We start from the raw sequence: 14,634 nt of genomic DNA on the forward strand, positions 1-14,634 counted from the left end.
TGCATTTCGTCAGGCGTCGCCGTCGCGGACGGCGGTGACGAAGGCGGCCCAGGCCGCCGGGGAGATGGCGAGGACGGGGCCGCCGGGGGTTTTGCTGTCGCGGACGGGGATGGTATCCGGGGATGCGGACGGGGCCCATTCAAGGCAGTTGTCACCACCATCACCGCTGTAGCTGGACTTGGCCCACTCCGCACGGGATATGTCGGGGTCAGTGCTCATCAGGTAGTTCCTCCATGACAGACCGGATGAATGCCGAAGACTCTGTCGGCGACAGGGCGCTCGCACTGAGGAGATCGTAAGCACGGTTACGCGTGACGAAGTCGGCTACGTCTTCGAGCAGGGTCCCGGTGGAGATCGACTCTTCGTAGGCGACTTGTGTCCCATCGCGCAGAGTCATCAGCGTCAGTGTGCCGCCCACCAGACCGTGGCCACCGTGAGAGAACGGCAGGATCTGCAGGGTGGTGGTCGAGGTGAGGGTCAGCCCGGCCAGTCGGTCGAGTTGAGCATGCATGACTTTCGGACCGCCGAAGGAGCGCCGGATCACACCTTCGTCGAGGATGAAGGATGTCCGGCTCAGGATCCTCCCGCAATTGGGCCTGCCGTGACAGCCGTACCGTCACCAGATCCTCGATCTCGTTCTGCGTCGCCCGAGGGTTGTACGCCTCGAACAGAGCCCGCGCGTATTCCTCTGTCTGTGCCAGCCCCGGAACGATCTGCCCGGTGTACTGCCGGATCAGACGTGTCTGCGCCTCCAGCTCCATCCGGCGCCGGTACTTGTCCGGATGGATCTCCTTCCGAGCGAGCTGGTACAGCTCAACGAAAATGCCATCCGTACCGAACTGGGCGTCCAGCAACGCCGGAAGCTCCGGCGGCGGCATGGACTCCGCCGTCTCCACCCTCGCCAAGTGACTCTTGCTGAAGTTCACGATCTCGGCGAGCCGTTCCAGGGTCATACTGCCGCGATACGCGCGCATCTTCGCACCGAAAAGGTGCCGGGCCGACCGGTCGGGCGTCAGCGTGCGTGGCCGTGCGGGCATACACCCACCTCCCATCTCCCCTGCTCACGCGAGGGACATCAAGTCCTGGTGGCCAAGGACTACGCCCGGCAACCCTAGTTACCTGAAGGGGAGTTGCCCGCTGGCAACGAGCAAGACACAACGGAGGCCGGACGCAATGAACGCCCGTACGAATACGCACCCGTGCGACGACGAGAACACCCGCCCGGCCGGCAAGGCCTCCTGCCTGACCTGCGCCGTCCTCGTCATGAAGCGCGCCAGCGCCTACCGGCAGGGCCCCGCCGCGGTCGAGGAGATCGAGAACCGGCGCAGGGAGCACCTCCGGCAGGAGCACCACTGAGGCTCACCCCGTGCACACGGGGTACGCCGTCGCCGTCGCCGCGGCCGTGCGCGTCGAGCGCGGTTTGGCCCACGATCCGCGGAGGGAAGTGGCCCTGCCCACCGGTCCACCTCCCCCGTAGCCTCAACGTCATGACACACAAAGTCGACTTCTACTTCGACCCCATCTGCCCCTTCGCCTGGATCACCTCCCGCTGGATCCTGGAGGTCGAGCGCCACCGCGACCTCGACCTGCGGTTCCGCGTCATGAGCCTCTCCGTGCTCAACGAAGGCCGTGCCGATCTGCCCGAGCGCTACCGCAGACTGTTCGACGTGGGCTGGGGCCCGGTGCGCGTGTGCACGGCCGCGGCTCAGGAGCACGGGGAGGAGGTACTCCGCGACCTGTACACCGCCCTCGGCACGCGCATCCACAACCACGGTGGCGAGGTCTCCGACGAGCTCATCAGGAAGGCGTTGGCCGACGCCGGCCTCCCGGAGTCGCTGGCGGACGCGGCCCGTTCGGCCGACTTCGACGAGGCGCTGCGCAAGAGCCACCACGAGGGCATGGACCCGGTCGGCGAAGAGGTCGGCACGCCGACCATCCACATCGACGGGGTCGCCTTCTTCGGGCCCGTCCTGACCGCGATCCCGCGGGGTGAGGAGGCCGCCCGGATCTTCGACGGCGTGCGGCTGCTGGCCGGTTACCCGAACTTCTTCGAGCTCAAGCGCACCCGCACGGGCGGCCTGGACTTCAGCTGACCGGGCTCCGGCCGGAGGCCGCTCACGGCACCGGCGCCGGGGCCGCCCGGCGCTCGTCTTCGGCCGCCCCCGCGAGGCGCTGCTGCAGCCGCAGGTGGCGGAACTCGTAGTGCGCGCCCGACTGGCGCAGCACCCCGCGCCGGTGGGCCTCTTCGAGGAAGGCCATGAGCCGCCACGGCGCACGGCCGGTGACGGCCAGCCAGATGCGGGCGGTCCCGAGGCGGCCCCAGGCGCTCAGCGCGAGCGAGGAGGTGCCGAGCGGCACCCACAGTTCGGTGTGCATGGTGCCCAGCGCGCCGCCGTTGCCGACCACCGGGATCAGCGCGAGGCAGACCCCGCCCGCGAGGACGGCGGCGATGGCGCTGCGTGCCTTGGTGGCGGCGCGGTCGGTGCGCAGGGTGCTCTGGGGGCCGGCGGCCCGCAGGGTGTCGGAGGGGGTGCTCAGGGCGCGGTAGACGCCCGAGGCGCAGCCTCCGATGGCGCCGATCAGCACGCCGAATTCGGCGAGCGGGACGACGACGTCGGCGATGACGGCCGGCGTGCTGCGGTACGCGAGCCACAGCCGGACACCGGGCGGCAGTTCGGACACCACGTTCCAGGCGTCGGCACGGGGACGGCCGGCCGTGATGAGCACCGGCCCGCTGTGCTCCATGCGGATGCGGACCGGCTGGTGGAAGGGTTCGGGCGTGCGCCCGTTGTACGCGATGCCGCCGTGACGCGGTACGGCGAGCGGCATGATGCGGGGACCGCGGGGCAGCAGCTCGCCCGCGTACGGCTTCCGGGACTCGACGGTGCGGATGCCGCCGGCCGCCACCCGGACGTACCAGCCGTCGATCCGCTGGCCGTTCCCGAGTGCGGGAGCGGAGCGGACCTCGTACGCCGCGCACACCCCCACGATGCCTCCGACGACCGCGGAAGCAGCCACTCCGATGAGTGAGCAGACGAGGAACCCGCGCAGGAGACCGGTCCCGAAGCCGCGGAGAACGGCGGCGGGGCCCGTGAACTGGGTTGTGGCCCGCTCGGCGTGGCGCAGTCCGGCCAGGAACAGGAGCAGCCCGGCCGCGAGACAGGTCACGGCCGGTACGACCAGCCGGACGGTCAGGAGGACCGGCCCGGCGACGGCGAGGCCGATCGCCAGCGCCCGGACGGTCCCGAGGCCGCTCGCGCTGCCGGCCCACGGCAGGCCCAGCGGGGGCGGGTGCCGGGGCAGACCGGCGACGGCGAAGAGCATCGACAGGATCAGCCCGAAGGCGCACCCGTTGAAGAACCAGACGGGCCGGGGCGTGATCGCGTCCCCCAGCCTCAAGCCGAAGAGCGGTGGCGCCAGGAGTCCGGCCACGACGGCGAGGGGTGCGGCGACGGCGATCAGCGTCACCGCCATGCGGGCCAGCCGGCGCGGCCCTTGCGGCGTGTCCGCCCGCGCGGGCAGCAGGCAGGCGAATCCGCAGCACAGGCCTGCGAAGATCCCCGTGAAGTGGAGGACCATCGACAGGGGGCTGTCCCAGTTGCCGACGATCCCCTTGCCGTACCAGGCCAGCGGCACGAGCAGCGCGGCCGTCGCGAGGAGAGCCGTCAGGGCGGGGCCGGTCACGCGCAGAGCCCTCGGCATCGCGTCCGGCAGCTCCCACCAGGCGAGCCGCCACGTGCCGCGCCGGCGAGGGCGGCCGTCCGGGGCGTGCCGGTCCGGGGCGGGGCCGTCGAGGTCGCGGGCCAGGCGGCGGAGCCAGCGGTGGGCCGCGTCCGGCCGCCAGGTGCTTCCGGGCGCGTCACCGAAGGCCGCCGGGACGAAGGCGTCCAGCAGGTGTTCCTCAATACTCTCCGCGGTGGGGAAGCGCGCCGCGTCCAGGAGTTCGGCCGGGTCGCGGGAGGTGTCCCCGTAGACGGTGCGGGCCATGGCCACCATCAGCGGCGTGCCCAGCACCTCGGTCAGCGGCCCCGGGGACGCCTGCAGCACCGGGGTCCACGAGGTCGAGCCCCGGCCGTCCGGCCGCGCCGTGCGTTCCAGGTACGTGCGGGCCGTGCCGAAGTCGAGCCGGCGCAGCTCGACGACTTCCGCGGCGGTGAGGACGTCGCCGGCCTGCACGGCGCGGGTCCAGGCGGTGGTGCGGCAGGTCAGCAGGACGGGCAGCCGTTCGTCCAGCTCCGCGTTGAGCCGCCGCATCGCCTCTCCGTGCGCGGGCCGGGGAAGCTCGTCGAAGCCGTCGAGCACGGGCAGGACGAGGCCGGCGTCCAGCAGGTCTCGGGCCAGGGTGCCGTCGCCGGACCGGGCGGCCAGCGTCCGGTACTCCGCGGCCAGCCGCTCGGCCAGCCACGCGCGCAGGGTGAGTGCCTGCGGATTCCACCCGGCCAGCGGGAAGAGCACCGGCACCGGGCCGCCCGGCTGCCGGGTGGTGAGCATCCCGAGGACGAACTGCACGGCGAGGATGCTCTTCCCTGCCCCCGGCCCGCCCAGGACCACCAGCCGGCGCGACGGCACTGCCGCGAACGCCTGGACGACGCGGCCGAGTTGCTGATCGCCGTCGCGCGGCGGGGGCGGCAGCCTGCGGTGGATGTTGCCCTGGTGGTCGGCGAGGGGCGGGCCGACGCGGGACCAGCGGACGCTCAGCGGTTCCGGGTCCTGGAGCCGGCGCAGCTGCGCCTCCGCCGCCCACTGGCTGCGCACCGCTTCGGCGAGGGCGTCGGCCGCGTGCCGGCGGCGGTCGGCCGGGTCCGGCGGATCACCGTCCCCGAGGCCGTTGAGGAGGTCGGCGACGAAGGCGAACGCCGAGACCACGGCCGAGACCACGGAGATCCACGTCGCCGTGCCGGTGCTTTCGACGTCGCCCCGCCACAGCACGACGGCCAGCGTGACCAGGGCCGCGCAGGCCAGCCCCAGCCCGACGCGCCGTTGCACGTGCGTCCGGCGCAGTGGCGACCCCGGCGCCATAGGCTTCCCCACCCCGCATCCGATTCCGTCCCGCCCCGGGCGGGCGGCACCGACGGCCCGGAGCGGGCCGCCGGCATGGGAATCAGGTAACCCTTCCTTCCCGGCCCCCGGGCGGAATTCACCGGAAGGCCACCCGGCAGAGCGACCGCGGGGCCGCCCGGCGAAGCGCATCGCGGGCGAAGCGAATGGCGGGCGAAGCGGGTGCGGCCTACGGGGTGCCGCGCTCGACGCCTCGGCCGCCGCCCGGCCACAGCCGCCCGTTGCGCGAACCGCCGGGGCCGGGTCACCGCCCGAGCGGACCACCGGCCTGGCGAGCCGTCAGCCCCGTCCCGTCCCCCACCGTCCGGCCACCTCCACCAGCGCCCGCACCGCCTTCGCCACCAGCCCGTCGTCGTCCCGCACCCGCCGGTTGTGCTCGACGTGGACGAAGGGCACGCCGGCCTCCCCCGCGTACTCGCCCTCCACGTTCGTACGGCCTTCGAGGCGGCCGCAGTAGCGCTCCCAGACCTCGCAGACGCGCATGCCCTGCGCGCGGTAGGCGACGGCGAGGCGGCGGGCGGAAGGCAGGCCCGCTTCGCCGCTGCCGGGGGAGACGACGACGTCGTGGTCGGGCAGGCTGCTGTCGGCGAAGCCGTGGACCTGGACGGCGGGGAGGCGCCGGTCGGCGAGGGTGTCCGCGACGGCGGCGAAGACGGAGTCGCGGCGGTGGGCGACGTCCGCGGCGTCGGGGCCGGCACCGGAGTCCGCCGCGCGGTGGGCGCCGGCGAGGACGAGCACGCCGCCGGGCGCGCCGCGCAGGAGGCCGATGCCGAGCTGTTCGGTGCGCTGGTCGGCGGAGGGGTGCGGGACCTGGACCTGCCAGCGGGCCGGGCCGCGCAGGTCGGCGTAGATGCGGCCCCAGCCGCGCCGGACCTCGCCCTCGCGCGTGGCGTCGGCGATCTCCGCGTACCGGGCGCCGCCGCTGCCGGCGCCGCCGTCGACGAGGGTGCGGACGGCGTACCCCACGCCCGCGAGGTGGCGGGCGGCCGCGGCGCGGTCGCCGTCGAGGAGGGCGCGGACGCCGTCGGCGACGGCCCGGCGCTCGCGCTCGGTGGGGACGCGGTAGCTGCCGTCGGCGGTGATGCCGGCGGTGTAGTCGGTGATGTGGCGGCCGAGGTCGACGCTGCTGGTGGGATCCGCCGGGGCGGCCTTGCGCGCCGTGGGGGCCTCCTCGGGCGCATCCGCGGACGACGGGCCCCCGCAACCGGTGGCCCCGGCCAGGGCCAGTGCGCCGAGCAGCACGCAGGACAGCACGGTGCGTGCGGTGCGGGCGGCGGCGCTGCGGGAGGCCGGCTGGGTCGTCATGCGGGCCAAAGTACCCCGGGAGCGACCCCGCTCCCCCGCCCGTACTCCAACTGCGTCCGCAGCGCACGCATATGACACACGCGCCGCCAAGATTTTGTCGATACTTTAACTTCCACTTAGAATTCAGCGGTTCCCGATAGTTCATCCTGATGTGCGGCAAGCGGAACAAGGCATTCCGCCGACCTGGTGCAGTCAGCAATGCCGAGCCGCGGCCGAAAGGAATACCCAGGAATGCCGCTGTCCGCCCCGCGCGGCGCGCGCCGGCGCAAGCTGCGCCGACGCGCCGACATGCCTCTCCTCGGCGGCGCCCGCCCGCCGATCGCCGCGCTCCTCGCACTCCTGCTGCTGGTCGCGGGCGCGACCGCCCTCGTGCTGGGCGACCACGACCGGACGGCCGTCGACAAGGCCGTCCTCTCCTCACAGCAGCGGGTCGCGGAAGACGGCGCGCTCGCCCTGCGGGCCTCGCTCGACGAGAGCGTCACCGACCTCCAGCGCGCCGCCGCGCTCTTCGCCGGCCCCGAGGCCGTGCCCGCCGACACCGTCCTGGACAAGCTCGGCAAGGTCTACAACAAGTGGCGCGGCCTCGCCGTCATCGACCCCACGGGCGGCACCCTCCTCGCCGCCCGCGGCGAAACGATCCCGCTGGCCGACACCCTGACCAACAAGAGCGATAAAGCAGGCAATTCCGGTAAACAGGACGGCACCCCCGCCCCCCGCCTCGTCAAGCTCCCCTCCGGCGACACCCGCATGCTCGTCACCGCCGCCCTGCGCGGCGGTGACAAGCCGCGCCTCCTCGTCGCCTCCGGCACCCTCAACGTGCCGGGCATCTCCACCGGCGAGAACCGCTCCCTGCTCGTCGTCGACTCCGCCGGCACGGTCCTCGCGAAGGACGGGCCTTCGATCGCCCGCACCGCGTGGGCCAAGCGCGCCGCGAAGACGGCGGCCGCGGCCTTCACCAAGACCCCCGAGCCCGGCGGCCACCCCGGCGCGAGCGGCAATCTCATGGGCGGTACGGACAAGCACCGCACGGCCGTGGGCTACGCCGCCGCCGGCCGCGCGCCCGGCGAGACCAGCCCCGCGGGCGGCCTCGGCCTGTCCGTGGTCACCTCCGTCAAGGTCACCGAGGATGCCAAGGCCGTGCGCACCCAGGCCTTCGGCCTCGTCGCCGCCGCCGTGCTGCTGGTCCTCGCCGTCCTCGTGACCTGGATCCTGATCCGTACGGTCCAGCGCCCGCTGATCGGGCTGTACCTGGAGAGCCGCCGGCTCGGCCGCGGCGAGCTCGACCGGCCCGTCCGCGCCTTCCGCGGCCGCGAGCCGGCCCGCGTCGGCGCGGCCCTGGAGAGCCTGCGCGGCCAGCTCCTCGGCGGGCGCCCCACCCGCACCGGCCGGGCCCGCGGCGGCATCGGCACCCGCACCACCGTCATCGTCTGCGGCGTGGTCCTCCTCGCCTGGGCCGCCCCCCTCCTCCTGCTGCTCAACCGCGCCGGCAGCGGCGTGACCGTGCCCAAGCAGCTGGTCGAGGACCAGCGGCGGCGTACGGACACGGCCGCCGACCGCGTCCGCAAGGCCCTCAACGAGGGCTGGGCCGACGTCGCCTCCGTCGCGCAGATCGTCGGCGCGGGCAGCGACAAGGAGGACCAGGAGGACGCCGGCGCGGGCAGCGCCACCAAGGCCGTCCTGCAGACCACCCTGCGCGAGCACCCCCGCTACCGCTCCGTCTACGTCCTGGGCGCCGACGGCAAGGTCCTCACCCGCGCCGGGGCCTCCCCGCGCCACCCGGCCGGCCGCAAGCCGTACGCGGACTCCGTCGTCCAGCTCAACACCTCCGGCAAGGAGCCGGCCGTCGCCGCGTACGCGGCCGTGCCCGGCGGCAAGGGCCGCACCGTCGTCGGCGAGTACGACCCGCAGTTCCTGATCTCCATGGTCACCCGGCCCGGCCTCGGCCAGGTCTGGCTCGTGGACGACAAGCACCGCGTCATCGCCGCCGACCGCCAGCACGGCTTCCGCGCCTTCTCCAAGCTGCCCGGCAGCCACCTCGACGACCTCGTCACCAAAGCGCGCAAGGACACCAACGGCACCTCCCTGCTGCACCGCGCCGACGGCGGCTCCTCCCTCGCGGCCGCGGCGTCCTTCACCGGCGGCGGCGCCGTCCGCGACCTGAACTGGCAGGTCGTGAGCGAGCAGCCCGCGTCCTGGCTGGAGCTGCCCGAGTACACCGCGCAGCGGCACACCATGCTCGCCGGCCTGCTCGGCGTGACCGCCGCCGTGGCCTGCCTGGGCTGGCTGCACATCATCGTCATCCGCCCGCTGCGCACGCTCGCGGACCAGGCCGAGGCGCTGGCCGGCGGCGACCGCAGGACCGTGCTGTTCCCGCAGCACCACGACGAGGCCGGCGCCGTCGTCCGCAACCTCGAACTGATCCGGCAGCAACTGCGTACCGCCGAGCGACCGCCGGCCGGAAGGAACTGACGCGTGCTCTTCCTCTACACGGTCCTGGTGATCTGCTGTGCGATCGTCCTGGTCGCGGGCGTGATCGAGCAGCGCCGGCACTTCACCAACCTCGACATGATCCCCACCCGGGTGCTGATCAACGGCATCCGCGGCAAGAGCTCCATCACCCGGCTGTGCGCGGGCGCGCTGCGCGGCGGCGGGCTGGTCACGGTCGCCAAGACCACCGGCACCGCGGCCCGCTTCATCCACCCGGACGCCACCGAGGAGCCCGTCTACCGCAAGTTCGGCATCGCCAACGTCGTCGAGCAGATCGGCATCGTGCGGCGCGCCGCCGCGTACCGGCCGCACGCGCTGGTCATCGAGTGCATGGCCGTCATGCCGGCCCTGCAGGAGGTCAACCAGACCAAGCTGATCCGCTCCACCATCGGCGTGCTGTGCAACGTCCGCGAGGACCACCTGGCGGAGATGGGCCCCACCCTGGACGACGTGGCCCGCTCGCTGAGCCGCTCCATGCCGCACGGCGGGATCTGCGTCACCGCCGAGCGCGACCGGCTGCACATCCTGCGCGAGGAGGCCGCCAAGCGCGACTGCCGGCTGATCGCCGTGGACCCGGAGACGGTGACCGACGCGGAGCTGCGCGGCTTCAGCTGGTTCACGTTCAAGGAGAACGTCGCCATCGCGCTCGCCGTCGCCGAGCTCCTCGGCATCGACCGGGCCACCGCCCTGCAGGGCATGTACGACGCGCCGCCGGACCCCGGCGTGCTGTCCGTCGAGCGCTACCGCACCCCCGAGGGCATGCCCTTCCGGTTCGCCAACATCTTCGCGGCCAACGACCCCGAGTCGACGCTCATGAACGTCGAGCAGCTGCTGACCCTCGGCGCGATCGAGCGCCCCCTGCACGTCCTCATCAACTGCCGCCCGGACCGCGTCGAGCGCAACGGCCAGATGGGCGAGCTCATACCCCGGCTCGCCCCGGAGTCGGTCTTCCTCATCGGCCACCCGACGAAGAGCGCCGCCGACGCGATCCCCGCCGAGTGGCGCTCGCGCATCGTCGACCTCGGCGGCGACCGCCGCGACCCGGCCGAACTGGAACGGGAGATCCTCGGCCGGCTGGGCCCCGGTGCCTCGCTCATCGCCATCGGCAACATCCACGGACAGGGCGAGCTGCTGCTGGAGCGGCTGGCGGAACTGCCGGCGGACGAGGAGCCGGAGCCGTCGCGGACGCGGCATCCGGAGGAGCCCCCGGTATACGTCCCGACCTACATGGACCACACAGACCACACAGACCCCATAGGCCACACAGGCCATATAAGCCGTATAGACCATATAGGCCATATAGATCACATGGATCGCACAGGAGACTTCCGTTGATCCCCGCCGTCCTCACCCCGGAGATCGCCGCCATCGGGATCGCCCTGGGCCTGCTGTTCTCCCTGGTCTGCTACCTCACGACCAACCTCTCCCCCGGCGGCATGATCACCCCCGGCTGGCTGGCCCTCACCCTCGTCGAGAGCCTCCAGCGCGCCGCCATGGTCGTCGGCATCACCGTCCTGACGTACCTGGCCACCCTGCTGCTGCAGCGGTACGTGATCCTCTACGGCAAGCGGCTGTTCGCGGCGGTCGTGCTGACCGGCGTCGTGCTGCAGGCGACGCTCTACGTGATCCTGCAGCAGCAGTTCCCGCTGATGTACGCGAACCAGACGCTCGGCTTCATCGTCCCCGGCCTGATCGCCTACCAGCTGGTGCGCCAGCCGCGCGGCGCGACCCTGCTGGCCACCGGCACGGTCTCGCTCGCCAACTACGTCGTCCTGACCGCCGGCATCCTGCTGGGCTTCATGCCCACCGCCTGAGCCCTACGGAGCACAGCCCCATGAAGAAGGACCGCAAGCGCAAGAAGCGCGTCACCGGCCGCCACGCCCTCCACACCCTGGTCGTGCTCGGCCTGCTCGGCACCAGCGCGTACCTCACCGTGGAGCTGCGCGAGAAGCAGGACGGGACCGCGCCGCCGGTCCAGTCCGTCTCCGGCGCCGGGGCCGCGTCCGGCAGCAAGCCGGCCTCCGGGGAGCGCCGCTTCGAGCGGCTGGCCAGCCCGGCCCGCACGGTCGTGCGCGCGGCGGACGGCGGCGTCCTCGCCACCTTCACCGACGGCGCCCGCACCGCGGTCCTCACCGGCGCGAGCCGTACCTTCACCGAGCCGAAGTACACGGACGCGAAGGTCACCACGGACAGCTGGGTGCGCCTGCTGCCCGAGGCGTGGAAGGAGGGCGCCGAGAACGCGGCCTGGTTCAAGGAGTGGTTCAGCACCTCCCTGGGCAGCAAGGACCCCGACATCTTCGCCTTCGCCATGGAGTACATCGAGGGCGCCCCGCAGAAGAAGGACGCCAAGGGCGTCCCGTACTCCGGCGACGCCCAGTTCGGCCCGCTCAACCCCAACGGCACCGTCGCCGGCGACCTGCGCCTCGAACAGTCCGACTTCTACGACTACCTGGGCATCCCGTACCGCTTCCGCGACGGCACCGTCGAACAGCCCGAGGCGGCACGGTTCCGCGCGATGGACTGCTCGGGCTTCGTCCGCACGGTCTTCGGCTACCGGGCGCGCTACCCCCTCATGGCCAAGGACGTCAAGGGCGACGGCCTCCCCCGCACCGCCGACGGCATGGCCCGCCTCTCCCCCGGCGTGCCCGTCCTGGAGCTGACCGGCAAGCGCCCCGAGGCCACGGACCGGCTGCAGCCGGGCGACCTGGTCTTCTTCGAGATCGACAAGCGCACCGGCGAACGGCTCGACCACGTCGGCATCTACATGGGCCTCGACACCGACGGCAAGCCCCGCTTCATCTCCAGCCGGGAAGAAGCCAACGGCCCCACCTTCGGCGACAAGGGCGGCACGGCCCGCCTGGACGGCAACGGCTTCTACGCGGCGGGCCTGCGGAGCGCGAAGCGCCTCTGACTGCCCATCAGCAATACCTGCCCAAATATTCCGTTTGCCGGAACTCCGTGTCAGACTTGCCCGGTTCACAGGTGGTTCGCGAGAGAAGTGTGAGACCGTGCCCCAGCAGGTGAAGTCCTCGTCCGGAGAACGGAGCGCAGGAGAACGGATCGGCCGCGCGGCTCGCGGCGCCCGCACGCGGCTGTGGTCGACCCGCAGGCGCCGCCTGACGACGATCGGCACCTCGGCCGCCCTGGTGGCCGCCGCCGTTGTCGGCGTCCTGGTCTTCTGGGACAGCGACCCCGGAGCGGAGCCCGGGGCCAAGGGCGCTCGCAAGCTCGTCATGGCGTACATCGACGCTCTGGCCGACGACGACATGCGTGAAGCGTGCCACCTGATGCACCCCAAGGTGGTCTCCTCCATGGCTCAGGCCGACGGCGGCTGCCCCGGGGCCATGCGCGCCCAGGTCGGTGACCGGCTCGGCGGCAGGGAACGGGCCAGGATCGGCGACATCGACGTCCACGAGGCCCGGGTCGAGGGCGGGGGCAAGGTCGCCCGCGTCGAGGTCAGCTCCGGGCCGAAGGAAGCCAGGAAGAGCACCGTGACGGTGGAGCGCACCGATGGGCACTGGCGCATCCTGGAGGATTGAGCAAGCCATGCGAGCCGTGGGCGGGAAGCACGCCTCCCGCCCACCGCCGCTATCGCCTTTCCTTCACCACCGGCTTGCCGTCGCGGGACTTGGCGACGACCCCGCCGGTGAACACCGGGTCGGCCGGGGTGCTGCGTTTCGCTCTGGCCAGGGAGCGGGGCTGGGCACTGCTGCCGTCCGCATCGGAGAGCCAGTACATCCGCTCCAGGCCGTCGGTGTCGACGTAGAACACGGCCCACTGCCCGTCGGCGAGCTGCACCACCGCGGGGTCGGTCGCCGCCTGCTTGGAGGCCACGAGGCTCCAACGGCTGAAGTCGCCGTCCGGGCCCAGCTGGCGGGCGTAGTGGACGTAACCCTTCTCGTCCCGCACAACCACCCCGAGCGACTTGTCCTGATTGATGGCGACCGCAGGTGAACCCGTCGTCTTCACACCGGACAGCGCGGTTCCGTCACCGAAGAAGCCGTTGAGCGGGAGCTTGGTGTCCGCATCGGTACGAGTGGACTCCTTGGCCGCCCAGATCTCGCCGTCCTTGGTGCGGGCGAAAGCCAAGACCTTGCCGTCGGCCCCGCGCGCCGCGGCCGGCGTGCCACCGAGGCCGCTCACGTCGGAGGCGCCCCAGACCCACCAGCCCTCGCGCTTGGCATCCGCGCGGTTCATCCCGAGGCGGCCCTGCTTGTCCAGCCCGAGGACGAACGGTCGGTCGGCGGTGGCGTCCACCGAGGCGACCTGGCCCGTACCGGCGAAGGACGACTCCTCGTACCCGGCGGGCATGGAGGAGTAGGCGTCCCGGGTGCGCCACGGGATGAAGTTGTCGCTGTTCGGACTCTGCTGGTTCAGGTACCACATCTTGCCGTCGCGGTCGAAGGCGTGGGCCGCGACGATGCCCTGGGTGTTCCTGGTGACGGTGGGCGCGCCGACGAAGTCACCGCCTAGGTCCGTCAAAGCGGTCCAGATTCCTCCCGCTTGACGTTTCGTCATCCAGACGTGGCCGTCCTTGCCGAGGGCGAAGGCCATCGGGGTACCGTCCGCCTGCTCCATGACGACCGGCTGGTCGACGAAGTCCCGCGCGCCGGGCACGGTGCTGTAGGCCACGGTGCTCAGGTCCCTGGGATCGCGCTGGACGCCGTTTATCAGCCAGCCGCGCTCATCGACGTAGAACTGCTGGATGAGCTTGTCACTGCCCTGCCGTATCGCGGCGGGCATGTTGGGCCGCGGGGCGATGGAGGGCTTCGGGGGCTGCGCCGGAGTCTTGCAGGCGTCCGTGGACATGGATATCCCGTGGAACGTCTCGAAGTTCCAGCCGGCCTTGCGACCCTTGGTGTCGACCCAGGCACCGGCGTTGATGTCGTAACGGAACCAGTAGAGCGAGCCGTCGGCGTACAGGCCGTAGAGGGTGCCTCCGCCTCCTGATCGGATCTCCCGGAAATTCTCCCAGCCGCCCATCCACGCCGGCGCCTTGAGCTCGAGCCACTGCTGGCGCTCGACGTCGTAGCGGTAGCGGTACATGTCCTTGCCCTGACGGGCGAAAATCAACCCGTCGCCGGCAGCGACGACGAGGTTGTACCCGCCCCAGTTGCCGGTGTCGATCACACGGCCGTTGCCGGGCACCGGGGCCCCGGTCTTCTCGTCGTAGCGGTATATCCGCAGAGTGCCGTCGTCATGGACGGCGAAGATGTTGCCGCGTTCGTCGACGGTGACGCGGTTGCGGCGGCCGGCACCATTGAGGAAGTTCCCCCAGCCACTGTCAATCTTCTCGCCGCGGGGCTTGTCCCAGCTGTTGGTGGCCGGATCGTAGCGGTGGCGGTACAAGTCGCCGTCGGAGTTGATGCTGTAGATCCAGTTGCCGGGGCCACCGAGGGTAATGCGGGGTGAGCCCCACCCGCCGTCGCCTATCCGCTTGCCGATCACGGGCCAGTTGAAGGACCCCTGCGCGGCGTCACCGTGGGTGAAGAGCTCCAGCTTCCCGTCGGTGGCCGCACCGTAGAGCTGGGCTTGGGGCCGGCAGGTCACCTGGGAGACGGCGGCGGGCGTGGGCGGCACCGCGTCCGCCACGGCGGCGGGCGCGCACACCAGCCCCAGCGGCAGGGCCGTGACGGCTGCGAGGGTCAGTGCCGCCATGCGGGCGGCAGACGGGCGGGGGCGACTCAAAGGCATCGAGGGACGCTTTCTGACGGGGCGACAAGACCCGGGCGGGGCCGAGGTCCCGGCCGGAGGACGGCCGGGCGGGATGCATGTAATCACACC

11 protein-coding genes and 1 pseudogene are annotated in these 14,634 nt (G+C 72.2%); 7 read left to right on the plus strand and 5 right to left on the minus strand.

The annotated features are described in order from the left end of the window. Positions 1-9: 9 nt before the first annotated feature. Together ACOTKD_RS21195 and ACOTKD_RS21200 are read right to left on the minus strand one after the other, a co-directional pair. Positions 10-219: a DUF397 domain-containing protein gene (locus ACOTKD_RS21195; protein ID WP_424890561.1), complete on the minus strand. Its 210-nt coding sequence runs from the start codon at positions 217-219 to the stop codon at positions 10-12. Then, positions 209-1,037, minus strand: a pseudogene (locus ACOTKD_RS21200) (Scr1 family TA system antitoxin-like transcriptional regulator). Before ACOTKD_RS21200 ends, ACOTKD_RS21195 begins: the two are co-directional and overlap by 11 nt. A 136-nt stretch (positions 1,038-1,173) precedes the next feature. Between ACOTKD_RS21200 and ACOTKD_RS21205 the strand changes: the two are divergent. Both ACOTKD_RS21205 and ACOTKD_RS21210 read left to right on the plus strand, forming a co-directional pair. Beyond that, on the plus strand, positions 1,174-1,356 hold the full coding sequence (locus ACOTKD_RS21205) for a hypothetical protein (protein ID WP_424890562.1): 183 nt from the start codon (positions 1,174-1,176) through the stop codon (positions 1,354-1,356). A 131-nt stretch (positions 1,357-1,487) separates the two neighbouring features. Further along, positions 1,488-2,093, plus strand: coding sequence for a disulfide bond formation protein DsbA (locus ACOTKD_RS21210; protein WP_424890563.1), 606 nt, complete (start codon positions 1,488-1,490; stop codon positions 2,091-2,093). 22 nt (positions 2,094-2,115) lie between these two features. Here ACOTKD_RS21210 and ACOTKD_RS21215 read toward each other — a convergent pair whose 3' ends face one another. Continuing rightward, complete coding sequence (locus ACOTKD_RS21215) at positions 2,116-4,986, minus strand: NACHT domain-containing protein (protein WP_424890564.1); 2,871 nt, start codon at positions 4,984-4,986, stop codon at positions 2,116-2,118. A gap of 351 nt (positions 4,987-5,337) precedes the next feature. Then, entirely contained in the window at positions 5,338-6,363 is a 1,026-nt protein-coding gene (locus tag ACOTKD_RS21220; RefSeq protein ID WP_424890565.1) for a hypothetical protein, read from the minus strand. 231 nt (positions 6,364-6,594) lie between these two features. On the opposite strand from ACOTKD_RS21220, the gene ACOTKD_RS21225 reads away from it, so the two are divergent. The 5 genes from ACOTKD_RS21225 (at position 6,595) to ACOTKD_RS21245 (ending at position 12,389) form a co-directional block, all read left to right on the plus strand. Continuing rightward, positions 6,595-8,832 carry a HAMP domain-containing protein gene (locus tag ACOTKD_RS21225; protein ID WP_424890566.1) on the plus strand — a complete coding sequence of 746 codons (2,238 nt, stop codon included), beginning with the start codon at positions 6,595-6,597 and terminating at the stop codon, positions 8,830-8,832. A 3-nt stretch (positions 8,833-8,835) separates the two neighbouring features. Continuing rightward, on the plus strand, positions 8,836-10,185 hold the full coding sequence (pgsB, locus tag ACOTKD_RS21230; protein ID WP_424890567.1) for a poly-gamma-glutamate synthase PgsB: 1,350 nt from the start codon (positions 8,836-8,838) through the stop codon (positions 10,183-10,185). Beyond that, positions 10,182-10,664: a poly-gamma-glutamate biosynthesis protein PgsC/CapC gene (locus ACOTKD_RS21235; protein ID WP_030365939.1), complete on the plus strand. Its 483-nt coding sequence runs from the start codon at positions 10,182-10,184 to the stop codon at positions 10,662-10,664. The genes pgsB and ACOTKD_RS21235 overlap by 4 nt, the downstream gene beginning before the upstream one ends. A 20-nt stretch (positions 10,665-10,684) precedes the next feature. After that, entirely contained in the window at positions 10,685-11,761 is a 1,077-nt protein-coding gene (locus ACOTKD_RS21240) for a C40 family peptidase (protein WP_424890568.1), read from the plus strand. Between the two features lie 97 nt (positions 11,762-11,858). After that, positions 11,859-12,389 carry a hypothetical protein gene (locus tag ACOTKD_RS21245; protein WP_424890569.1) on the plus strand — a complete coding sequence of 177 codons (531 nt, stop codon included), beginning with the start codon at positions 11,859-11,861 and terminating at the stop codon, positions 12,387-12,389. Positions 12,390-12,438: 49 nt separating this feature from the next. On the opposite strand, the gene ACOTKD_RS21250 is transcribed toward ACOTKD_RS21245, so the two are convergent. Then, a complete protein-coding gene (locus tag ACOTKD_RS21250; protein WP_424890570.1) occupies positions 12,439-14,508 on the minus strand; it encodes a tachylectin-related carbohydrate-binding protein in 2,070 nt (689 codons plus the stop codon). Between the last annotated feature and the right edge of the window lie 126 nt (positions 14,509-14,634).

The sequence above is a fragment of the Streptomyces sp. XH2 genome (assembly GCF_049725035.1).
Taxonomy (GTDB): Bacteria; Actinomycetota; Actinomycetes; order Streptomycetales; family Streptomycetaceae; genus Streptomyces; species Streptomyces roseoverticillatus.